The sequence below is a fragment of the Sulfitobacter sp. W002 genome, from assembly GCF_025142135.1.
Taxonomy (GTDB): domain Bacteria; phylum Pseudomonadota; class Alphaproteobacteria; order Rhodobacterales; family Rhodobacteraceae; genus Sulfitobacter; species Sulfitobacter profundi.
The window spans coordinates 876,072-897,243 of record NZ_CP081126.1 but is presented as its reverse complement, the minus strand read 5'-3'; the positions used below and the strand labels follow the sequence as shown (position 1 = coordinate 897,243).

The window sequence follows — 21,172 nt, the reverse complement described above, 5'->3', positions numbered from 1 at the left end:
TCCGTGAAACGGAAGGAACGAGACAATGAAGGCACTTAGCATCGCCGCAACCGGCATGATGGCGCAGCAGACCAATGTCGATGTGATCTCGAACAACATCGCCAACGCGAACACCACCGGATTTAAAGCCAGCCGCGCCGCCTTTCAGGATCTGATCTATCAATCCATGCAGCGCGAGGGCGCTGTCACTTCCGAGGCCGGATCGACCCGCCCCGTGGGCATCGATATCGGCATGGGCGTGCAGACCGCAGGCACCGTGCGGCTGAATACCCAAGGCGGCATGGTTGCCACCGAGAACCAGCTTAACGTCGCTATCGACGGGCGTGGGTATTTCTCGGTCACGCTGCCCGATGGCGGCACCGCCTATACCCGCGACGGGTCGTTCCAACTTTCCCCCGAGGGGGAGATCGTCACCATGCAGGGCTACCGTGTCGAGCCGGGCATGGTCGTGCCCGAAAACACCACAGCGGTCGAGATCAACGAACAGGGCGTCGTCATGGCCTATGTCGAAAACGATCCCGTGCCGGTGGAACTGGGCCAGTTCAGCCTGACCACCTTTGTCAACGAGCCGGGGATGCGCCCGGTGGGCAACAACTTCCTGCTGGCGACCGAAGCCTCGGGCGAGGCGCAGGTGGTGAACCCCGGTGATCCGGGCGCGGGGATGATCCGTCAGGGCTATCTTGAGGCGTCCAACGTGAATGTCATCCAGCAGATCACCGATCTGATCTCGGCGCAGCGCGCCTATGAGATGAACTCCAAATCAATCGAGACCGCAGACCAGATGCTCTCGGCTGCGAACCAAATCCGCTAATGAAACGGCTCGCCGCCCTCTTCCTTGGCCTGATGGTGCTGACGGGCCCTGCCCTGTCGGCCCCCATCGGCGTGTTGGTCGAGGAACGCGCGCGCACGGATTACGCCGACAGCCTGCCGCAAGACGGCGAGTTCGAGATCACCGTCAAGGACGCCCCAGCTGACGCCGTGTTGACGCTGGCAGAGTTCTGGATGGACCCGCGCAGCGGCAAATTTCTGGCGAATGCGGTGCTTGAGACGGGCGAGGTGCAGCGCATCGGCGGCTATGCCCTTGTGACCATGCCGGTCCCTGTCCCGCTCACGCGCCTGCTGCCCGATGAAATCATCATGGAAGACGACCTGACCGTCATGCGCCTGCCCGTGGGCCGCATCGGCACCTATGTGATGACGGATATGGAAGAGGTCATCGGCAAACAGGTCCGCCGCGTACTGACGCCGGGCCGCCCAATCCAGATCCAGTCCATCATCCAGCCCCTGGTCATCAACCGGGGCGAACGGGTGGATATTTATTTCAGCGACGGGCTTCTGGCCCTCTCCTCTCCGGGGCGCGCGCTTGATGATGCGCATGAGGGGCAGGAAATCCGTATCGTGAACCTTGTCAGCAACAAAACGGTCACCGGCATCGCCACCGGCGAAGGGACCGTGGAGATCATTCGATGACCACCGCTTTCGCGCGCCCCTCTGTCTTGATGTTGGGCGCGGCCCTTGCCCTGACCGCCTGCGATACCGCAGATCACTTCGACCGCGATCCGCAGCCCTCGCCGATCGTGGTGGATGGGCAAACCATCCCCGAGGTGGCCCGCGTTCAGGTGCCGATGCCCGCCGTCGCGATGGAGCCGCCACGTCGCGGCAGTGCCAAAGCCTCGCTCTTCTCGGCCCGCAGCGAAGCGTTGTTTGCGGACCAGCGCGCCGATGATATCGGCGATATCGTCACGGTCGTGATCTCAATCGACGACCGCGCGCAGTTGCGCAACTCAACCGACCGCGAGCGCGAGGGTGCAAGCTCTATCGGTTTCCCGACATTCTTTGGCTATGGCGCGAAAATTGCCGCAATTCTGCCCGGAATCAGCGCAGCCGACCTACCGAGCGGCGATGTCGTCGAGATCGGCTCGGCCTCCGAGGCAAGCGGCTCTGGCGCCATTTCGCGCAACGAACAGATCGAGCTTAAAGTGGCCGCCTTGGTCATCGACAAATTGCCCAACGGCACGCTTGTGGTCGCGGGACGCCAAGAAATCATGGTGAATCAAGAGCTGCGTGAGCTGCGCATGGCTGGGATCGTGCGCCCTGCCGACATCCGCGATGACAACACCATCTCTTATGACAAGATCGCCGAGGCCCGCATCGCCTATGGCGGTCGTGGCACGCTTTCGCGCGCCCAAGAGCGCAGTTACGGCGAAGATGCGATGGATGTGATCCTGCCCTATTAATTCGCGACTTGGTCACAAAGTGAGACCATTGCCGTCGCAATCGACCGTTAAACCTGACGAAAGCTCAGGAAAGGTCGAACATGAAAAAGGCAGCAATCGCATTCGTAGCACTCCCCTTGCTTTGCATGGGCGCAGGCTATGGCGCCGGTCTGGCCCTTGGCCCTGCCCCAGCCGAAGCGGCGGGAACAGAGATTGATGAAAACGCCCCCCTTGGCGCGGATGAGGTGGTAAAAGACGCGGGCCACACCCCCGAGAAAGACGCCCATGGCGAGGCATCCGCCAAGGATGAGGCCCAAGCGCCGATGGACAGCTATGAACTGGCCAAGGACCGCACCGTGGTGCGGCTTGGTCAGATGACGATCCCGGTAGAGAAGACCAACAGCGTCTCTTATATCGTGGCGGATTTCGCGCTGAAGATGGGAACGCTGGAATTGGCCGAACGCTACCGCCGGGTCGAAGATGCGACGCGGATGCGCGATTCCCTTTTGCAGGCGATGAACCTCGCCGCCGAAAGCGCTGTGCTGCGCGGGGTGGCGATTGACAGCGAAGCCCTCTCGCGGTTGCTGCGCGATCTGATCAGCAAAGAGCATAAGGGCGTCGACGATGTGATGTTCGTATCGCTCTACAAACAGGATGTGGCGCGGCTCTGACCCGCGCCGCGCCGCAGGTTTACAGAACCGAACGCACCACGTTCGACAGCACGGATTCCCCGTTATCCAACTCCAACTCCGGCCCCAAGGCAGTGAAGTTCACCCGCGTCACCTCGGACCGGGTCAACGGGGTCACCCCCACGTCATTGCCAGCGGCATCCGTCGCCGTGATCTCAACCCGGAAAGTATCGGGCGGCACCGGCAGGCCGACTGAATCGAGGCGGTTCCAATCCACGTCGATCACCTCCCCCTCTGCGGTAGAGGGGCCGGGCATCTCGCGGATCAGGCTGCCGTCTTGGGAATAGATGCGGACGGTCACATCCTCCGCCCCGGCATTGAGCTGATAGCTCAGCGGGAATTCATCTTCAGTCATGCGCACTTGGCTCGAGGGGACAAGCACGTCGCGCCCGATCAATTGCAGGTCCGACATCGCGCCGACGGTGGAAAGCATCGCGCTGATCTGCTCAAGGCTCGCGTTGGTGGCGATGCTCTGCTCGACTTGGGTCAATTGCGCCAACTGCGAAACGAACTGCGTCGAATCCACCGGGTTCAGGGGGTCTTGGTTTGAGATCTGCGCCGTCAGTAGGGTCAGAAAGCTGTTGTAGCTCTCTTGAAGCTCTGCCGAAGAGGTCGCCGCCGCCGAGGTGTTGGCGGTGCTCAGGGTGCTTGCTGTGGTCGCGTCAATCATGGTCTCGCCTTTCAGGTGAGGATATCCAACTGCCCGGCGCTCAAGTTTGAGCTGGGGGTTTGCGCCAAGGGCTGGGCGTCAGTGCCCGGCGCATCATCGGCCTGCGCTGCTCTTTGGGTGAACTCTGGCCCATGCTGCTGCCCGCCGTTGCGGCCCCGGTCCCCGAAGGTCTGGAAATCTAGATCGGCGTTATCGGCGCTGATGCCGCGCGACTGCAGCGCATCCAGCAGTTGTTCGCGGTCTTGCCGCAACATGTTCAGCACCGAGGCGCTTTCGGTGGTCATGGCGATCTGCATGCGCCCCGCCTCACTGCGCACAACCTCGATCTCGATCTCGCCCATGCCGTAGGGCGAGAGCGAGAAGCGCAGCTTGTTGTCCGCGGTGTCGAGGCCGCGGATCTGCTGGCTGACATGCTGGCGCAGTTGCTCATCTGGCGCGGCGGCGGGGTTCGGCGCGGGTGTCGGCTGCGGCGGGCTGAGGCGAAGCCCCTCACTCTGGGGGGCCTGCAGCGCGGTCAAAGCGGCCACTTCGCGCAGCGCGGCCTCGGCTGCCGGGGCATTCGCGCCGGGCTGGGGTGCCTTGGCGGCATCGACAGCGGCGCTGAACCGGTCGGCGGCGGCGGTGATGCGGGGATCTGCGGCTTCCGCGCTCAAGTCCACCTGCGGGATGGGACTTGTACTGGCCTCGGCAGCCGCGGTGGGAGCGGCAGAGGCGGCGGGCGCAGCGACGACCCTTTCTGTAGTCGCATCAGGCGTCAACCGCAGGACCGGCGTGTCGCCCGAGGTTACCGGCTTGGCGGCGACTTGACCAACGATCCCATCGATTTGCAAAGCCGGCGCGGCCCCTTCGGCCATCCCCAAGACCGGCCCCCTGACGATGGCGACCCGTCCGACGACCGGCACCACCGCCGACGCGATGCTAAGCTGGCTGGTCGGCGTCGGGATGCGCAGGGCACGGCCAAGTTTCTCTTCCAGCGCGGCCTCAAGGCTGAGGTCGTCAATTTGGGCCACCGCTTCCAACGCGCCGACACTGTCGGGCGGCGCCGCGCCCAAGGCTTCGGCAAATGCGGCGAGTGCGGCCTTTGGGGTGATCGGGTGGTTGGCCTCCTCCAGCCCCGCGATGGTGTGATCCATCAGGGCCATCAGCCCCTCTGCCGTCTCAAGGTCGATCCCCTCAGGCAGCGCATCCTCGGCGGTGTCTGTCTCCGGCAAGGGGGTTTGCATGCCCTGAACCTGCGGCTCTGGCGCGGCCTCCTGCCCCGCCATGCCCTGCATCAGCGCGGCAAAGCCTTCGGCCGCCCCTTTTGGGGACGGCTGCCCGAGACCTGGGACACTTGGCACCGCTGGTGCTGCCTGAAGCTGAGCAATCATTTGACGTCCTCCAACTTAGGCTTCCACAAGGGAACCCGAAGGCCCTTTTGGGATCAGGAGATCCGCACGTTTCCGCGCTGATCTTCGAAGGCGCGGCGCGCGCTGCGGCCTTCAACAAGGGCTTTCAACCGCAAAGTCCACTGATTGAGGGTCACGGGTGTCTCTGTGCCGGTCAGGGCCCGCAGCGAAATCTGTGCGCTCTCGGCGGGCTGTGCCGCAAAGACCGAGTGACTGTCGACAGGACGGCCCCAGTACTGCCCCAAAACCGCGCTCAGCCCCATGCGGAAGGCCGCAGGCTCAAGCCCCAGCTTGAGCAGCTCATCCGCCTCTGCCGCATGATGATATGCCTGACCCAATGCATGCAGAACGCTGTCTTCGTCCATCATCGGGAACAGTCCGCGTCCGATGATCCCGATCAAGACTTCGCCCACCAGCGCACCGGCGGCTTGGGAGATATTGGTGAAATTGTCGCTTTTGCGAATGACGACGAGCGAGCCATAAGGCACATCGGCGTCGAGTTCTTCGGCAAGGATATCGCCAAGGCAGATGCCCGGGATCGGTTCGATGCAATCAGGCATTGCCACCGGGTGACCGGCCCAATCCTGCATCTCGAAGACCGAAGCTTGAACCGGGATCAGCGCCCGGATCAGCATGTTGAAATGACGGCCATCGGCCGATGAATCCATGTGGCAGGCACCCTTCCAGATGCCACCTATAAGTGAGTTTACCTGCATTTCCGCCTCGTTCAGGACATTCTGTCCATGGTTTATCCGGGCGTTTTTTAAAAGTTTTTTAGGTGCCCGGTGCTCGTTTATTGCTTTAGGTCTAGATCGCAAGACCTTGACCGTCAACAATTTTTCAAGACCGGATATTATTTTTGGGAATCAGCGGCAGGTATGTCGCACTTTTGTCGAGGCTTGAATTACGCACAACCGGGCCGATAGAGCCTTGAAAACAAGGGCTACTCGGCCTGGTACACCAAGCGAATCGAGATGCGGCGATTTTCCGAGGCCAAGGGATCGATTGTGTTGATCGGTTGCGTGTCGGCCACACCGGAAACCCGCATGAAGCGCGCGCCAGCGATCCCCGCAGCCATCAGCGTGCGACGCGTGGCATTCGCACGATCTGCCGACAATTCCCAGTTCGTGTAGCCGTTGTTCGCGCCAAAGGCGGCGGCATCGGTATGGCCCACGATCTCGACCGGCTGGTTCTGATCGGCGATCACATCACCGATGGCCAGCAGCAATTCACGGGTCTTGGGGGTCACGTCCGCACTGCCCCGCGCAAAGAGGGACCGCTCATCCTGATCCAGCACCTGAACCGTCAGCGCCCCGTTCGATTTCTCCAACCGGACATTGCGCGCCAGATCATTCAGCGCGCTGTCCGAGGTGATCCGCTCGGCGATGTCTTCGGCCATGCGGTCGATCTCGGACTGGCGGCGCTCGGATTCCTCGATCGCGGCCAATGTAGCGGGATCGGCGGCTGCCGCAGGCTCGGGCGCTTCGGCATATTCCACGACCACTGCCGCCGGTTTGTCGCGCAGGCGGCTGTCAAAAACCATCATCGGGTTGTCCCGGCCAAAGGTCGGCTTTTGCACATTGCCAGTGTTGTCGACCGCGCCGGTCATCACCCCAGCGGCCATCAGCGGACGCAGGTCCGCCGCCGCATCCGAGGAGGAGCCCCCATCCGACACCGTCGGCGTAAAGTAATTGGCCAGACCGCGCAGCTTTTCCTCATCCGAGGCGGCGAGGATCCACAACAGCAGGAAAAACGCCATCATCGCGGTCATGAAGTCCGCATAGGCCACCTTCCAACCGCCGCCGTGGTGGGCATGGCCGCCCTCCGCGTCGTAGCGCTTGATGATGATCATCGCGTTCTTTTTGTCAGCCATCACACGGCCTCCCGACTACGCAAGATCGGGCCCGGGGCCAGATCAGGAAAGCTCTGCGTTGTTGTCCGACTTGTCGCGGCTGTATTTGCCCAACCCTGCGCGTTTGGCGTATTCGGCCTTGCGCTTGGAGTAGCTCGGCGCGACCAGCGGCGCGTCGGCGGGCAGGCTGAACATCACGCGGTATTCCGCTTCGGTCAGCCCATGTTCGGCCCCGAGGTGACGCTTGAGCATTTTGAACCCCTTGCCGCAGCACAGGCAAAAGATCGTGTCATCGGTCATCGGCTGCTCACCCGGCGCGGCAGTCATGCCTTGGGCCTTGGGCGCGATGGGCGCGACGGCGGCGGGGATATTGGCCAATGCGGTGGCAGGGGCGTCAGCTGGGGTGGCGCGCAGACGTTCGACCAAGGTCAAAATATCGTCGATCGTCACATCGCTGCGGCTGGCGAAACCCGAAACGATGGTCGCAATCGCGGTATCGCTTAGATTCTGCTTGGGGGGTACATTAGGCATGAAGCAACTTCCTTGTTAAGTTAATCTTGCCTTCTGCAAGGTTCGCGAAGCATTCAAGAAGCGCTTCGCAAGGGGCGCAGCAAAGATAAACAATTCTTTGCCGTTTATTCTTATCACGATTCGAATTGTATTTGGAACCCGCGCAAGCATTGGCAAGCACTTTTCCGCCATATCGTGCAGAATGCATCACGGCTCCATCTGCGCGACGGTTTTGAAAATCGCGCTTTTCGGGGCCGGATCGGGGGCCACGTCATTCCCCGTCGTCTGCGCGATGATCGTGCTGAACAGACCGGTCACCCCCAGCCCTGCCACCGCGATCAGCGGGATATGCAGGGACTTCCACAGGCTCTTGCGCGGTGCGGGCGGCTGCGGTGTCAACGTCGCGGGGTCGAGCAACTCAGGCTCGGGTGCCGGGGGCACGTCAATGTGTGCGCCGAATTCGACAAAGATACCGCGGGGCATGACCGAGACCTTCACTTCGCGCCGCTCACAACTGTCGCTGAACCCGGCGGGGAAAAGCTCGGCCGGGATGTCGATCACCATGTTATCCTTGGGCCGCCACTCCGCCGCGAGCGTGTCGCGGGGAATGTAGACCGATGCAAAATCATCACGGAACGCAATGTCACGCACCAAGGTCGGCACCATGGGCAGCGGCTTTTCCGGGCTGGCCGCGATTCGCATCCGCCCCCCGGCGAGCCACATTTCAAGGCGCACATAGAAACACTCACCCGGCTGCACCTCGGCGGAGGGCATATAACCTTCGGGCGGGCCCGTGCGCAGCTTGCGGCGCTTGCGGGTGCCGATGGGAAAGATCTTGTTGGTGCTGACGCGCTGGAACTGCTCCAACTCAGGGCGCTGGCGCATCAACTCGTCGAAATCCAAGCCCTCTTCGCGGGCGAAGTTGTAATTGATCAGGTAATCCGCCGCCGTTTCTTCCAGTGTTTTGCTTTCCTGAATCGCCTTCAACAGCGCGTTTTCCTCAGAAAACAACAACCTGCGGCAGGGATGCCCCTCAACTTCGGGGCTGACGGCAAAGCTGCCCACGGGACGATCAAGGATATCCGCAACCCGGTCAAAGACCGCGTGCTCTTCGTCATTGTGAAAGACCACGAACTCACAAAGCCCGCCCGCATCCATGCAAAGCAGCAGCCGCATCTCCTCGGGCCAACCCTGCACGAGCACCGAAAGCTCGGAGGGGTCGACGAAATAGGCGAAGGCGTCGGGCTCTTGCAGAGCGTCGACATCATTCCTCAACTCTTCTTTGACCGAAAAACCACTATTCATCATAGAAACCCAAGTTCTTTTCTAGATAATACTTGTATAGACCCATTCACTCAAGGATAAAGTAAGAATAGTTTCTTTTTGGAGGCGTGTGCAGCAATGACACTCTTGCTTGGTCTTGTAATGGTCTTCGGTCTGGTCTTTGGCGGCTTCATGCTGTCGGGGGGCAATATGGACATCGTCCTGCACGCCCTACCCTATGAAGGCATGATGATCGGCGGCGCCTCTCTCGGGGCTTTCGTGATCGCCAACTCCTTCTCGGTGGTGAAGTCATCGCTGGTCGGCGTGATGCGCGTGATCAAGGGGCCGCGGTGGAAGGCGGCGGATTACAACGATCTACTGGCGCTGATGTTCGAACTGGCGCGCCTTTATAAGACCAAGGGCATCGTCGCGATGGACGAGCATATCGAAAACCCCGAGGCCAGCCCGATCTTTCAACGCTACCCCAAGCTGATGAAAGACCATTTTCTGACCGACCTCATCGCCGACAGCTTCCGCATGATGTCGATGCAATTCGACGACCGTTTTCAAATGGAAGACGTGTTGAACCGCAAGATCAAGAAGCACCACCATGAATCGCTCGTCTCTGCCAGCGCGATCCAGAGCATGGCCGACGGGCTGCCCGCCATCGGCATCGTCGCGGCGGTGCTGGGGGTAATCAAAACCATGTCCTCGATCGACAAGCCGCCAGAGATCCTTGGCGCGATGATCGGCGGGGCCTTGGTGGGCACCTTCCTTGGGGTCTTCCTTGCTTACTGCATGGTACAGCCCATCGCGGGCCGGTTGGAGCAGATCGAAGAGGAAGACGGCGCGATATATACCGTGATCCGCGACGTGATCGTGGCCATCGTGGCGGGCCACCCCCCCGGCATCTGCATCGAATTGGGCCGCGGCAACATCCCCACGACGAAACAGCCGAACTTCTCCGCCGTGGAGGCCTCGCAGCGCGAACTGCCCGCGGTATGATGCGCGCCCAGCCCCTGCCCCTGATTGCGCTCGTCGCGCTTCTTGCCGGGCCGGGGCTGGCCGCCAGCACGGACGACGAAAAAGGCGCAGAAAAGGTCGACAAGGCAGCCGAAGCAGAAGCCCGCCTGCCCAATTCCATGCGTCGGCACGGGGTGATCGGCCATGTTCCCCCGATGGCGGGGCTACCGCTGCTTGACCCTGAGGTGCTTGAGCGGATGCGCGAGCGGCTCATTGTTCTGTCGCAGGGCGCCAAGCCGTGAAACCGCGGCGCGGCGACGGGCTGGCCGTATTGTCGCGGCTCAAACGCTTCGAGATGGAAAATGTGGCGCTGGAGATGGCCGAGGTGAACCGCGCCCTGACCCAGATCGAAAACGAACGCCACAGTCTGATGGAGCAGCTGAATGACCGTGGCGACCCCGATGCCGTGGAATCGACACGCGTGGTCTCGGCCTTCATCCGCAACGTCTCGGAAACGATCCACCGCAAAGAGGCCGAGGCCGATCGGCTGCGCGCCGATAGCGCGGGCATCCACGACAGGCTGAACGGGCTCTTCGCCGAGGCCAAGCGCATTGACCTGATCCGCAACCGCCGCGCCGAGGCCCACAAGCAGGCTTTGCAAGAAGCCGAAACGGCTGCCCAAGCCGAAGGATTCCTGTCGATCTGGCTCGACGATCAGCGCTAGCGGGCCTATCCATTTACGGGAACTATTTCCGAAAATTCCCCTAAATAGCGAATATCGGACAAGAAAAAACCGCAATTCGATTCCATCAAAACCGCATTGTATATGCCGCCCCGGGGAGGGGCGCCGAGGCCGATGAGTTCGTATTTCGGCTTCGGTATAGTTTGAGAGGAATTACGATGAAGCGAAGAGGATTTTTCACCGCCGCCGCTATCGGTGCTGCGTCATTGCGTGTCAGCCCGCTCTACGCGCAATCGGCGGAGGTGACCCTTGCCGAGGTGCAGACCCTGTTCCAAAGCCGCGATCTGGGCGCGCGCCGGATGGTGCAAGACAGCCTCAAACACGAAGGCTACTACACGGGGGCGATTGATGGCGCATGGGGGCCGGGGACCGCAGCGGGCTTTCGCGCGCTCATGGCCTCCGACCGCTACCAGCGTCATGCGCCGACATGGACTTTCGCCCATGAGATACAGGTCAGCGAAACGATGTTTTTCCTGACCTCCGACGCCTATATGTGACCTCTGCCGGGGCCCTTTGGGGCCTCGGCCTTACTCGGCTTGCGCGACCGCCAGTTCGGCCATGCGCAGCGCTGCCTCTCGGGTTGCCGCCACGGCGATGAAGCGCGCGTTGTGGCAGAATTTTGCCCCCGGCACTCCGCTTGCAGCCTCCAATTCGGCATCCGTTAACCCGGCCCAAGCCTCGGGCAGATCGGCGCGGGCCTCGAAACTGTCGCCGCTTTTGCGGATCGTGGTCAGCGCCCAATCCTCCCCGCGCGGGTGCACGACGAAAAGCAGATGATCCGCTCCGGCCTTCTCCACCGCCGAGCGGAAGGGCATGCCCGTCGGCAATTCCAACACGTGCCCGCTGCCTGCCGCCTCAATGGCCTGCATCACCATCGACTCGGCCCGGCGTTTGGCGGCTTTGCCTTTGATCGCGGCTTCGACAAAGGCGCGGGCAACTGGTAAAGCGGCCATGAACGCGCGGTCGTCGGCACCCTCGCCCCGTTCATCGAAAACGGGTTTCAGTGTCTCCAACAGCACCGGCAGGGTCATGCCCGCCAGCGGCCCCGCCACCGACGGCTCAAGCGCGCCATTGTCGATCAGGTCAACCGGCAGCACAAAACCTTGGTCGAAGCTGCGGTGAATATCCTCAAGGTCGGCCTCGGGCAGGTCAAAGCTGCGCAGATAGTCGCGGCCATAGTGCTGCCAAATCAGCCCGAAAGAGCTGAAGGGCTGGCCATCTTCGCGCAGCGGGCCGGGGCGTTGGTGGTGGTCAAAGATCAACGCCTCGGCGTCATAATCGCGGCCTACGTCATAGATGATCCGCCCTGCGCCCGGCGTGATCCACTGGACGTCACGGCTGCGCAGCAGGGTCGCTTCCGGGTAGAGCCGCGTCAGAATGACGGAGGACAAAAGCTCATCCGCGTGAAAGCCGCCCGAATGGGTGACGAGATGGGTGATGGTCATGGGGCTGGCTCCGCTCGGGCTGGGGAAATCGGTCTTTTAGGTCGGCTCGCGCCCCCATACTGCGCGGCGCGGGCCAAGTGCAAGCCGCCCGCCTTAGCGCGACAGCGCGACCAGCGTGGCCGAGACGGGATCGAGGATGAAGGCACCGACCTGTGCACGGGCCTCCGCCAGCCTATCGCCCCCTTCCGGCATCAACTGCACGAGAGACGCAAAGCGGTTGTGATGGGTGCCATCCACCGCGCCAATGGCCGAGATATCGACCAGCAAAACACCATAGCGTTTGGCCAGCGCCTGCACCGCAGGCGTGCTGGCATTGGTCCGCCCGATCCGAGGACGCGCCCCGGCAAGACCCGCCGAGATGCGCAGCGCCCGATCATCCGGCGCGACGAGGATGGCCATGGGTGGATCAAGCGGCCCGATCACCTCAATCTGTTTGCGAAAGACATCCACGTCGATGTCGGGTGCCGCAAGCACGACATCGCTCAGCCGTGCGATCACCTCATCTTGCCCCGACAGGCGCAATTGCCGCAGCGCCTCGGCCACCAGCCAGCCGCCCATGCTGTGCCCGAAAAGCGTGATCTCCCCCACATCGGGATCAGCGGCGAGGGTACCGAGCATGGCGACCAGTTCATCGCGCGAATAGGCCGCTGCGTCTTTGTCGGCGACATAGCCCACCACGGTTCCGGCAGAGGGCCAAGCAAACAGGATCGGCTGTTCGGGCAGATGCCCGTCTGCCGCCACCTGCGCCAAACGGAACAGCGATTCTGGAAAGGTCTGGTTGTAGCCATGGACAAAGACCATCACATCCTGCCGCGCCCGCCCTGGTCGGCGGATATCTAGCCCGCGCAGGGGATCACGCGCCGTCACCGCAAAGCTGCGGCTCGGGTCGGGGTCTTCGTCAGGCCATTCGATCTTGCTGGCCTCATGATTTGGCGGGATGGCGATGGTAAACCGCTCATAATTGAGCCCACGGGCCCGGGCATCGGTATAATGCCCCGACTGCGCGTCGCGGCCTCGGGTAGAGGCCACGGTGATCGCCAAAGACCGCGCGGAGCCGTCTGCCGGCACGACGGTCAAAGTCTCTCCGCCCGGGCGCGGCGCGCAGGCCGACAGCAGGACGACCAAAACCGCGCAGAGCGACTGTACCCCCCTGCCCCCGATGCTATGTCTTTGCATGTCGCGCCCCAGCCCCCATCGTTCCCCTATCCTTCGGCGCAGTTCTAGCCTGATCACCCAAGGAATTCATAGATCAAAGGCCAGACGCCGCTCTGGACCTAGATCTGGCCCGCTTCCCCGCCCGCCTCTGCCGCCAGCAGCTTGCGGCCCGTGTCGAGCACACCGTCGACGATGTCATTGGCAATCGCCGCGCTCAGCGCTGCGCCATCGCGTGCGGAAAGTGCCGCTAACACCTCTTTATGTCGGTCAATCTGATAGTATTCCGCCACCTCAGTGATGACCTGCCGCTGAAAGGGGCCGAGTTGCAGCCAGATGCTTTCGATCATCGGCAAGGACGCCTGCGCCGGGTTCACCGAATACAGCATCCGGTGAAAGGCTTGGTTCTGCAGCGTCAGTTGGTCCGAGTCCCGTTCCGCCACAAACCGATCCATGCTGCCGTCAATCTCGGTCAGCCTGTCGATCACGATGTCCGAGATATAGGGCAAGGCGCGCAGGGCGGCGTGGGTCTCGACCGCGATGCGCAGGGCGACCAGTTCCTCGAACCGGTCAGAGGTCATCAGCGGCACGGTCAGGCGGCGGTTGTCCTTGATCTGGATGGCATGTTCCGAACTCAGCCGCCGCACTGCTTCGCGCACCGGGGTCGGGCTGAGGCCAAGACGCTCTGCAATGCCGCGCATGGTCAGCGAGGTGCCGGGCGTGATCGCGCCAAGCATGATCGCATTGCGCAGCCGCTCATAGACATATTCCTGCGTCGTCCCGCCCGGAATCTCAGGGATTTCGGGAATCTTGAGCGCGTCGTTTTCGGTGTCGGTCATCGGGCCGCCTTTGGTCTTTCGCCGCTGACCATACGCTCCGGGGCGATTGACAGACAAGCGAATAGTGGTATGACGTTTCCCTAAATGGTATCACATTTTCAGGTTCGATATCGAAAGGAACCCCATGTCTCAGAGCAAAGCCGAAGCCTGGCTGGCGCAACATCCCGAAATCGAATCCATCTTTGCCTGTGTCTGCGACCTTAACGGCACCATGCGCGGCAAGCGGGTGCCAGCCGATCAAGTCTCCAAGGTTGTCGAAGGCGGGCTGCGCATGCCCCTGTCCATCGTTGGCATGGATATCTGGGGCGAAGACGTCGAAAACAGCGAACTGGTGTTTGAGACCGGGGATTCCGACGGGCTGTGCGATTTCACGGGCCGCCCCTTGATGCCCATCACATGGACTTCGCGCCCGACCGCGCTTGCGATGCTCTGGATGCGTCAGGAAAACGGCGCCCCCTTCCCCGGCGATCCGCGCCGGGCGCTGGCCGAAGTGGCGGCCAAGTTCAAGGCACGCGGTCTCACCCCCGTGGTTGCGACCGAGTTGGAGTTCTATCTCGTTGATCCGTCCGAGGATCACCCGCAGGCGCCCTGCTCTCCGGTGACCGGCAAGCGGCTGGATTCCGACGGCGCACTGTCGCTGGATGAATTGCAGCATTTCGATGAGTTCCTGAACGAGGTCTATGACGCCTGCGAATTGCAGGGCATCCCGGCAGATGCGGCGATCTCGGAAAATGGGGCGGGCCAGTTCGAGATCAACATGCGCCATGTGGATGACCCGCTGCGCGCGGCTGATGACGCGGTGCTGTTCAAACGGCTGGTGCGCGGCATCGCCCGCAAACACGGCTTTGCCGCAACCTTCATGGCCAAACCCTATGGCGATCTGGCGGGCAGCGGTTTTCACGTGCATTTCTCGCTGGTAGATGAAAACGGCGTCAACGTCTTCGACAATGGCGGGGATGAGGGCACGGCCCTGATGCTCAACGCCGTGGCGGGTCTGCTGGCAACGATGCAGCAAAACACGCTGACCTTCGCGCCGCATGAAAACTCCTATCGCCGCTTGCTGCCGGGTGCCCATGCGCCGACCAATGTAGCGTGGGGCTACGAGAACCGCACCGCCGCGATCCGCATCCCCGGCGGAGACGCCAAGGCACGGCGCATCGAACACCGCGTCGCCGGGGCCGATGCGAACCCCTATCTGGTGCTGACCAGCATCTTGGGCGGCGCGCTTTTGGGGATCGAGCAAGACATGCAGCCCGTCGCCCCGATCACTGGCGACGCCTATACGATGAAGCTCGACAACCTGCCGCTCGACTGGGCCACGGCGATTGATGCCTTCCGCAAGGGGCCGGATGTGCCCGGCATTTTCTCATCGCGGTTGCAGACCATGATGGTCGAATGCAAAACCCAAGAGCTGCGCAAATTCGCGCGGCAAGTGACCCATTTCGAATATGATACCTATCTGGAGATCGTCTGATGTCTCGTCCCCCCTACGCCGGTGACGGCAGCCATACGTCAAGCTACTACGCGGCCTCGGCCAATCCCTCGCCTGAGCGCCCAGAATTGCAGGGCGATCACGAGATCGACGTTTGCATCGTCGGCGCGGGCTATAGCGGCCTGTCGACGGGTCTGCATCTGGCCGAGAAGGGCTATAAGGTCGCCATCATCGAAGGCGCGCGCGTGGGCTGGGGGGCCTCGGGCCGCAACGGCGGGCAGATCGTCAACGGGCTGAACGCCAGCCTGCAAACGATCAAACGCCGCTATGGTCAGGACACGGCGACTTTCGTGGCCGGGTTGGTGCAAGAGGGTGGCGAGATCATCCGCGAGCGGGTCCGCACCTATGACATCAAATGCGACCTCAAGGAAAAGAACATCTTCACCGGCCTCACGCCTGCGCATATGCGCGAGTTGGAAGAGCGGCAGAAGCTCTGGCAGAGCTACGGCATCGACAATCAAGAGATGCTGGACAAGGACCAGTTGCGCGCCCACATCAATTCCGACCTCTATGAAGGCGGGCTGATCGACCATTCGGGCGGCCATATGCACCCGCTCAACCTCGCCCTCGGTGAGGCGGCGGCGTTTGAGAAAAACGGCGGCACGATCTATGAGATGTCCCCCGTGACGGATGTCGATCACGACGCCCCACGCCCCGTGGTCAGAACCGCCAAGGGCACGATGACCTGCAAGACGCTGGTGCTCTGCGGCAATGCCTATCTGGGCCATGTGGTGCCCACGCTGACCCCGCGCGTGATGCCCGTCTCGACCCAAGTCATGGCCACCGAACCGCTGAGCGAGGCGCAGGCTCAAGCGCTGCTGCCCACCGATGCCTGCGTCGAAGACATCCGCTATATCCTCGACTACTACCGCTTGTCGGGCGACAAACGCATGCTCTTCGGGGGCGGCACCGTCTATGGCGGCGCAGACCCGCGCGACATCAAGGCCAAGCTCAAACGGAACATGGACAAGGTCTTCCCCCAACTCAAAGACGTGATGATCGACTATGCCTGGAGCGGCAACTTTGCCCTGTCCTTCAGCCGTGTCCCGCAGATGGGCCGGATCGGCGACAACACCTATTTCGCGCACGGCTACAGCGGCCATGGCGTGACCGGCTCGCATACCTTCGGGCGCATCCTTTCGGAAGCGATCGACGGCGATCTGACCCGCTTTGATGTCTTCGCCAATGTGCCGTGGTTCCCCTTCCCCGGCGGGCGCATGTTGCGCGTGCCCTATTCGGTGATGGGTTCATGGTGGTACGGGCTGCGCGACCGCTTGGGGGTCTGAAACCTTTTGACAGGGCTGGGGGTTTCTTCACAATGACCGGGCGCATCGCCCGCCGCGACAGGAAGGACCCCCATGCCCGATCAAAAACCCGTCTCTACAATCGTCTTCGACGTGAACGAGACCCTGCTCGACATCACAACTCTGGAACCGCTGTTCGCGCGGGTGTTCGGCGACGCCTCGGTCCTGCGCGAATGGTTTGCCGAGCTGATCCTCTACTCGCAGACCATGACCCTCTCGGACCGATATGCCCCCTTCGGTGCGCTGGCGGGGGGTGTCTTGCGGATGGTCGGCGCGAACAAGGGCGTGACGATCAGTGATGAGGACGTGGCCGAGTTAAAATCCCTCATCGGCTCCATGCCCGCCCATCCGGATGTCGCCCCCGCCCTGCGCAAGCTGCGCGAGGCAGGTTTCCGGCTGGTCACGCTGACCAACTCGCCCCCCTCCCCCGCGCCGACACCTTTGGAGAAAGCTGGCATCGCTGACTTCTTCGATCGCAGTTTTAGCGTCGATAAGGTGGAAAAATTCAAACCCCATCCGGCGACCTACCAGATGGTGGCCGATGCGTTGGACCTACAAACCGATGACCTTTGCATGGTGGCCTGCCATCTTTGGGACACCATCGGCGCGCAGGCGGCGGGCTGTAAGGGGGCTTTTCTGACCCGCCCCAACAACAACCTGATCGAGACCGAAAACGTGCCGCAACCGCACTACCTCTCGGACGATCTGGTAGACTTGGCCGAGCAGATCATCGCCGCGAACGGGGGCTGAGCCTCAGCCGCCCATGCGCCGCGCCAGCCGCGTTTCAAGCTGCACCATCGCGTCATAGATCAGCACCGCAAACAGCCCCACCGCCAGCCCGCCCTGCACCACGAAGGCGGTGTTATTGGTCAAAAGCCCCGCGATGATCACCTCACCCAAGGTCCGCGCCGCAACGGTCGAGCCAATGGTCGCCGTGCCAAGTGCGATGACCACCGACAGCCGGATGCCCGTCAGCGTCACCGGAAGGGCCAGCGGCAGTTCCACCCGCCACAGCCGTTGCCAACGGCTCAGCCCGATGCCGCGCGCGGCCTCCATCGTTGCGGGCGGCAGATTGGTCAGCCCCGTCACCGCGTTCTCAAAAATCGGCAGAAGCCCATAAAGAAACAGCGCCACCAGCGTGGGCCCTGCGCCAAAGCCCAAGGCGGGCACGGCCAGCGCCAGAACCGCGACAGGCGGAAAGGTCTGCCCCATGTTGGTGATGGTGCGTGACAACGGGCGGAACGCCGCGCCTGCAGGCCGGGTCACAAGAATCGCCAGCGTCACCGCCACCACCGTCGCCGCAGCCGAGGCCATCGCGACCAGCGCCAAATGGCTCAGCGAGAGCGACAGAAGAGAGGCGCGCGTGTAGATCACCGGACCATTTGCCGGGGCCAAGGGCGCGAGCAGCGGCGTGAACCACTCAGGCCGCAGGACCAGAGCCAGCAATACCGCCACAAGAAGTGGCCGCAGGATCCACCCGATCCTCATGCGTGCTGCCCGGCCCGCGCGCGGATCGCATCCAGCGTCACCCGGCCCAATGGCACGCCATCTCTCGCGACCGGCACCGCCCCGCGCCCGGACCACAGACAGGCCGAGAGCGCGTCGCGCAGGCTGGCGTCGGCAGACAGCGGTATGCCCTCGGCGGTGCCTTCTTCGACCAACTCAGACACGGGGATCAGAGAGAGCAGGCGCAGGGGCCGTTCCACATCGCCGACCATATCCGCCACGAAATCCGTCGCAGGATCGGCGATGATCTCGGCGGGGGTGCCGTGCTGCACCAGATGCCCCCCGTCCATCACCGCCACGCGATCGCCGAGCCGGATCGCTTCTTCCATGTCGTGGGTCACCAGCATAATGGTCGAGCCAAGCCGCTGCTGGATGTGCCGCAGGTCTTCTTGCGCGCGGGTGCGAATGATCGGGTCCAGCGCGCCAAAGGGTTCGTCCATCAACAAAAGATCGGGCCGCGAGGCCAAGGCCCGCGCCACACCGACACGCTGTTGCTGCCCGCCCGACAGTTCCGCCGGATAGCGGTCGCGGAATTGCGCAGGGTCCATCGAGAATAGCGCGAGAAGTTCATCCACCCGCGCCGCGATCTTGTCGCGCGGCCAGCCCAGCAGTTGCGGCACCGCGCCGATGTTGCGCCCCACGGTGTGATGCGGGAACAGCCCGTGCCCTTGGATGGCATAGCCAATCCGCCGCCGCAGGATATGCGGCTTAACCGAAAGGGTGGATTCCCCGTTGATCCGTACCTCGCCCGAGGTCGGCTCCTCTAGCCGGTTGATCATCCGCAAAAGCGTCGTTTTCCCTGACCCAGAGGTGCCAACGATCACCGTGATCGTGCCCGTCTCCACCGTCATCGACACGGAATCCACCGCCCGGATATCGCCATAGGTCTTGGTAATGCGGTCGATCTCGATCATGTGCTGTCCTTTGGGGTCTTGCGGGTCAGTTCGACCAATATGTCCATCACGATGGCTGCCGTAAGCGCCAGCACCACGGTCGGCAAAGCACCCAGCAGGATCAGATCGGTCGCGGTCTGGTTCAGCCCTTGAAAGACGAACGTCCCGAACCCGCCTCCGCCGATCAACCCAGCGATGACCGCCAGCCCGATATTCTGCACCAGAACGATGCGCAGCCCGGTAAGGATGATCGGCAGGCCCAGCGGCAGTTCCACCCGCATCAGCCGTTGCAGCGGCGTCATCCCCATGCCCCGCGCGGCCTCAAGCGCCGCCGGAGGAGCCGAGGCCAGCCCCGCCACGGTATTGCCGACCACAGGCAGCAGTGAATAGAGCACCAGCGCCAGAAAGGCGGGCGCAAAGCCGATGCCCGCGATGCCAAGCGCACGCGCGCCTGGCAGATTGGCCCCCACCCAGCCGAGGATCGGGATCATCAGCCCGAACATGGCCAGCGAGGGAATGGTTTGCAAAAAGCTCAGCACCGGCAAGGTAGCCCCGCGCAGCCCGACAAGACGGTGACAGAGCACGCCAAGCGGGAAGCCAATCACCGCCGCGGCGGCGAGAGAGCCAAAGGCCAGCCCGAGGTGGCGCAGGAACTCCCGGCCAAAGGCATCCGCCCGGCTGGCGTATTCCCGCATCACCGACAGATCAGACAGCGCGCCCGACAACAGGATCGCGCCCAGCACCGCGAGCACCGCCGCCAGAACGCCGCCGCGCATCAGCGGCCCCGGTGCCATCGCGGCCAACGCATCGGCCATGAGCAACATGAAAACAACCAGCAGACACCAAAACCCTACCGAAGGTGACACACGCGCATATTCACCCGCCCCGGCCAGCAGGCCAGACGCGCCTTGGGTCAGCAGCCAAAGCAGCCCGCCCAAGCCAAAAACCGCGCCGCCGATACGCAGGCTATTGCGGCCCGCAGGCAGCCCCATGACCAGCCCTGCGCCAATCGCGGCAAGACCGGGCAACACCACGGGCAAGCTGGCCACGCGCCATGCCATCACCCCCTCGCCCGCGACGATGCGGTTGGCCGCCAGTGTCATGAAGGGGGTCAACAGCGCCGCCGCGCCCAGCACGGCGAACAAAAGCCCCGGCGCAGAAAACCCTGCGCCGGGGCCGGTCAATGTCCGCGTGGCGGAGATCAGTCCAGCACCCCGGTCTCGGTCAGATAAGCGCGGGCTACTGCCTCAGCAGGCTCCCCGCCGACTTGAATCCGACCGTTAAGCTTTTGCAGCGTTGCCATGTCGAGCCCGGCGAAGATCGGGTTCAGCACCTCGGCGATCTGGGGATATTCCTTCAGCACTTCGGCGCGGACGATTGGCGCGGGCTCATAAACCGGCTGCACGCCTTTGTCGTCTTCCATCACCACAAGGCCGGTCGCACCGACACCGCCATCAGTGCCATAGACCATCGCCGCGTTCACACCGGACGTGCCACGCGCCGCCGCTTGAATGGTCGCCGCCGTGTCACCCCCCGACAGGATCACAGTCTGGTCTTGGGTCAACGAGAAACCATAGGTCTCTTGCATCGCGGGCAACACCGCCGGGGAGGACACGAACTCGGTCGAGGCGGCAAGCTTCACCTCACCGCCCTCGGCCACCCATGCGCCGAAATCGGACATGGTGGTGAGGTTGTTTTCCTCGGCCAGCGGGCCGGTCACGGCGATGGCCCAAGTGTTGTTGGCCGGTGCGGAATCGAGCCATGTGACGTTATTCTCACCGCCATCCAATTCCTTGGCGCGGGCATGGGCCTTGGCCGCATCTTTCCAGACATCGCTTTCCGCTTCGTTAAAGAAGAAGGCCGCGTTGCCGGTGTATTCGGGGTAAATGTCGATCTGATCCGACAGGATCGCTTCGCGTACCACCTGTGTGCCGCCCAGTTGCAGACGGCGTTCAACCGGCAGGCCCGCATCTTCGAGCGCCAGTGCGATGACATTGCCCAACAGGCCGCCTTCGGTGTCGATCTTCGACGATACGGTGATCTCAGCCGAGGCGGCAGAGGCCAGAGTGGCGGCAAGGCCAGCGGCGGCGGCAGTGGAAAGAATGCGGGGACCCATGGGCGAGAACTCCTTGAAACAATGGCCTGACACGGCGACATGCCGTTTGAAAACGGTAAGATAGCTGGCAATTTCGCGAAACCAAGGCGGGATTGCACAGCGGCGCGGAATTTTTACCGCCCCGAGTACGAC

24 protein-coding genes are annotated in these 21,172 nt (G+C 62.7%); 11 read left to right on the top strand and 13 right to left on the bottom strand.

Annotated elements, in window-relative coordinates:
• Nucleotides 1–25: 25 nt before the first annotated feature.
• The 4 genes from flgG (at nt 26) to K3758_RS04340 (ending at nt 2,887) form a co-directional block, all read left to right on the top strand.
• A complete protein-coding gene (gene flgG / locus K3758_RS04355; protein WP_067938908.1) occupies nt 26–811 on the top strand; it encodes a flagellar basal-body rod protein FlgG in 786 nt (261 codons plus the stop codon).
• The gene (gene flgA, locus K3758_RS04350; protein WP_259947963.1) at nt 811–1,470 is read left to right on the top strand and encodes a flagellar basal body P-ring formation chaperone FlgA; all 660 of its coding nucleotides are present in this window, start codon (nt 811–813) and stop codon (nt 1,468–1,470) included. Before flgG ends, flgA begins: the two co-directional genes overlap by 1 nt.
• Nucleotides 1,467–2,237, top strand: a complete 771-nt coding sequence (locus tag K3758_RS04345) for a flagellar basal body L-ring protein FlgH (RefSeq protein WP_120350413.1) — start codon at nt 1,467–1,469, stop codon at nt 2,235–2,237. Before flgA ends, K3758_RS04345 begins: the two co-directional genes overlap by 4 nt.
• An 80-nt stretch (nt 2,238–2,317) precedes the next feature.
• The gene (locus K3758_RS04340; RefSeq protein ID WP_259947962.1) at nt 2,318–2,887 is read left to right on the top strand and encodes a hypothetical protein; all 570 of its coding nucleotides are present in this window, start codon (nt 2,318–2,320) and stop codon (nt 2,885–2,887) included.
• A 19-nt stretch (nt 2,888–2,906) separates the two neighbouring features.
• On the opposite strand, the gene K3758_RS04335 is transcribed toward K3758_RS04340, so the two are convergent.
• The 6 genes from K3758_RS04335 to K3758_RS04310 all read right to left on the bottom strand — a co-directional run bounded on the left by K3758_RS04335 (nt 2,907) and on the right by K3758_RS04310 (nt 8,633).
• The gene (locus tag K3758_RS04335) at nt 2,907–3,575 is read right to left on the bottom strand and encodes a flagellar hook assembly protein FlgD (RefSeq protein WP_259947961.1); all 669 of its coding nucleotides are present in this window, start codon (nt 3,573–3,575) and stop codon (nt 2,907–2,909) included.
• An 11-nt stretch (nt 3,576–3,586) separates the two neighbouring features.
• Complete coding sequence (locus tag K3758_RS04330; protein ID WP_259947960.1) at nt 3,587–4,945, bottom strand: flagellar hook-length control protein FliK; 1,359 nt, start codon at nt 4,943–4,945, stop codon at nt 3,587–3,589.
• Between the two features lie 53 nt (nt 4,946–4,998).
• A complete protein-coding gene (locus K3758_RS04325) occupies nt 4,999–5,631 on the bottom strand; it encodes a hypothetical protein (RefSeq protein ID WP_067938894.1) in 633 nt (210 codons plus the stop codon).
• A 275-nt stretch (nt 5,632–5,906) separates the two neighbouring features.
• Nucleotides 5,907–6,836, bottom strand: a complete 930-nt coding sequence (locus tag K3758_RS04320; protein WP_067938892.1) for a flagellar motor protein MotB — start codon at nt 6,834–6,836, stop codon at nt 5,907–5,909.
• Between the two features lie 42 nt (nt 6,837–6,878).
• Nucleotides 6,879–7,346 carry a MucR family transcriptional regulator gene (locus K3758_RS04315; RefSeq protein WP_120350411.1) on the bottom strand — a complete coding sequence of 156 codons (468 nt, stop codon included), beginning with the start codon at nt 7,344–7,346 and terminating at the stop codon, nt 6,879–6,881.
• A gap of 186 nt (nt 7,347–7,532) precedes the next feature.
• A complete protein-coding gene (locus tag K3758_RS04310) occupies nt 7,533–8,633 on the bottom strand; it encodes a hypothetical protein (RefSeq protein ID WP_259947959.1) in 1,101 nt (366 codons plus the stop codon).
• A 93-nt stretch (nt 8,634–8,726) separates the two neighbouring features.
• Here K3758_RS04310 and motA point away from each other — a divergent pair, with 93 nt between their 5' ends.
• The 4 genes from motA (at nt 8,727) to K3758_RS04290 (ending at nt 10,790) form a co-directional block, all read left to right on the top strand.
• On the top strand, nt 8,727–9,593 hold the full coding sequence (gene motA / locus K3758_RS04305; RefSeq protein ID WP_120350409.1) for a flagellar motor stator protein MotA: 867 nt from the start codon (nt 8,727–8,729) through the stop codon (nt 9,591–9,593).
• Complete coding sequence (locus tag K3758_RS04300) at nt 9,590–9,853, top strand: hypothetical protein (RefSeq protein WP_259947957.1); 264 nt, start codon at nt 9,590–9,592, stop codon at nt 9,851–9,853. Before motA ends, K3758_RS04300 begins: the two co-directional genes overlap by 4 nt.
• Complete coding sequence (locus tag K3758_RS04295; protein WP_259947954.1) at nt 9,850–10,275, top strand: hypothetical protein; 426 nt, start codon at nt 9,850–9,852, stop codon at nt 10,273–10,275. Before K3758_RS04300 ends, K3758_RS04295 begins: the two co-directional genes overlap by 4 nt.
• Before the next feature lie 176 nt (nt 10,276–10,451).
• Nucleotides 10,452–10,790, top strand: coding sequence for a peptidoglycan-binding protein (locus K3758_RS04290; protein ID WP_259947952.1), 339 nt, complete (start codon nt 10,452–10,454; stop codon nt 10,788–10,790).
• A gap of 30 nt (nt 10,791–10,820) precedes the next feature.
• Here the strand turns inward: K3758_RS04290 and K3758_RS04285 are convergent, their stop codons facing one another.
• The 3 genes from K3758_RS04285 to K3758_RS04275 form a co-directional block, all read right to left on the bottom strand.
• Nucleotides 10,821–11,738 carry an MYG1 family protein gene (locus K3758_RS04285; RefSeq protein WP_259947950.1) on the bottom strand — a complete coding sequence of 306 codons (918 nt, stop codon included), beginning with the start codon at nt 11,736–11,738 and terminating at the stop codon, nt 10,821–10,823.
• 93 nt (nt 11,739–11,831) lie between these two features.
• Nucleotides 11,832–12,914: an alpha/beta hydrolase gene (locus K3758_RS04280; protein WP_259947949.1), complete on the bottom strand. Its 1,083-nt coding sequence runs from the start codon at nt 12,912–12,914 to the stop codon at nt 11,832–11,834.
• Between the two features lie 98 nt (nt 12,915–13,012).
• Nucleotides 13,013–13,729 (bottom strand): GntR family transcriptional regulator, encoded by a 717-nt coding sequence (locus tag K3758_RS04275; RefSeq protein ID WP_259947947.1) that lies wholly within the window; start codon nt 13,727–13,729, stop codon nt 13,013–13,015.
• Between the two features lie 124 nt (nt 13,730–13,853).
• Between K3758_RS04275 and K3758_RS04270 the strand changes: the two genes are divergently transcribed.
• The 3 genes from K3758_RS04270 (at nt 13,854) to K3758_RS04260 (ending at nt 17,275) form a co-directional block, all read left to right on the top strand.
• The gene (locus tag K3758_RS04270; RefSeq protein WP_120350403.1) at nt 13,854–15,203 is read left to right on the top strand and encodes a glutamine synthetase family protein; all 1,350 of its coding nucleotides are present in this window, start codon (nt 13,854–13,856) and stop codon (nt 15,201–15,203) included.
• The gene (locus K3758_RS04265) at nt 15,203–16,507 is read left to right on the top strand and encodes an FAD-binding oxidoreductase (protein WP_259947944.1); all 1,305 of its coding nucleotides are present in this window, start codon (nt 15,203–15,205) and stop codon (nt 16,505–16,507) included. The genes K3758_RS04270 and K3758_RS04265 overlap by 1 nt, the downstream gene beginning before the upstream one ends.
• Before the next feature lie 72 nt (nt 16,508–16,579).
• Nucleotides 16,580–17,275, top strand: a complete 696-nt coding sequence (locus tag K3758_RS04260; protein WP_259947942.1) for a haloacid dehalogenase type II — start codon at nt 16,580–16,582, stop codon at nt 17,273–17,275.
• Between the two features lie 3 nt (nt 17,276–17,278).
• Here K3758_RS04260 and K3758_RS04255 read toward each other — a convergent pair whose 3' ends face one another.
• The 4 genes from K3758_RS04255 to K3758_RS04240 are packed head-to-tail and all read right to left on the bottom strand — an operon-like array spanning nt 17,279 to nt 21,040.
• Nucleotides 17,279–18,013, bottom strand: a complete 735-nt coding sequence (locus K3758_RS04255) for an ABC transporter permease (RefSeq protein WP_259947941.1) — start codon at nt 18,011–18,013, stop codon at nt 17,279–17,281.
• The gene (locus K3758_RS04250; protein WP_259947939.1) at nt 18,010–18,945 is read right to left on the bottom strand and encodes an ABC transporter ATP-binding protein; all 936 of its coding nucleotides are present in this window, start codon (nt 18,943–18,945) and stop codon (nt 18,010–18,012) included. The genes K3758_RS04255 and K3758_RS04250 overlap by 4 nt, the downstream gene beginning before the upstream one ends.
• Nucleotides 18,942–20,108 carry an ABC transporter permease gene (locus K3758_RS04245; protein WP_259947936.1) on the bottom strand — a complete coding sequence of 389 codons (1,167 nt, stop codon included), beginning with the start codon at nt 20,106–20,108 and terminating at the stop codon, nt 18,942–18,944. Before K3758_RS04245 ends, K3758_RS04250 begins: the two co-directional genes overlap by 4 nt.
• A 17-nt stretch (nt 20,109–20,125) precedes the next feature.
• Nucleotides 20,126–21,040, bottom strand: coding sequence for an ABC transporter substrate-binding protein (locus tag K3758_RS04240; protein ID WP_259947934.1), 915 nt, complete (start codon nt 21,038–21,040; stop codon nt 20,126–20,128).
• Nucleotides 21,041–21,172 lie beyond the last annotated feature (132 nt).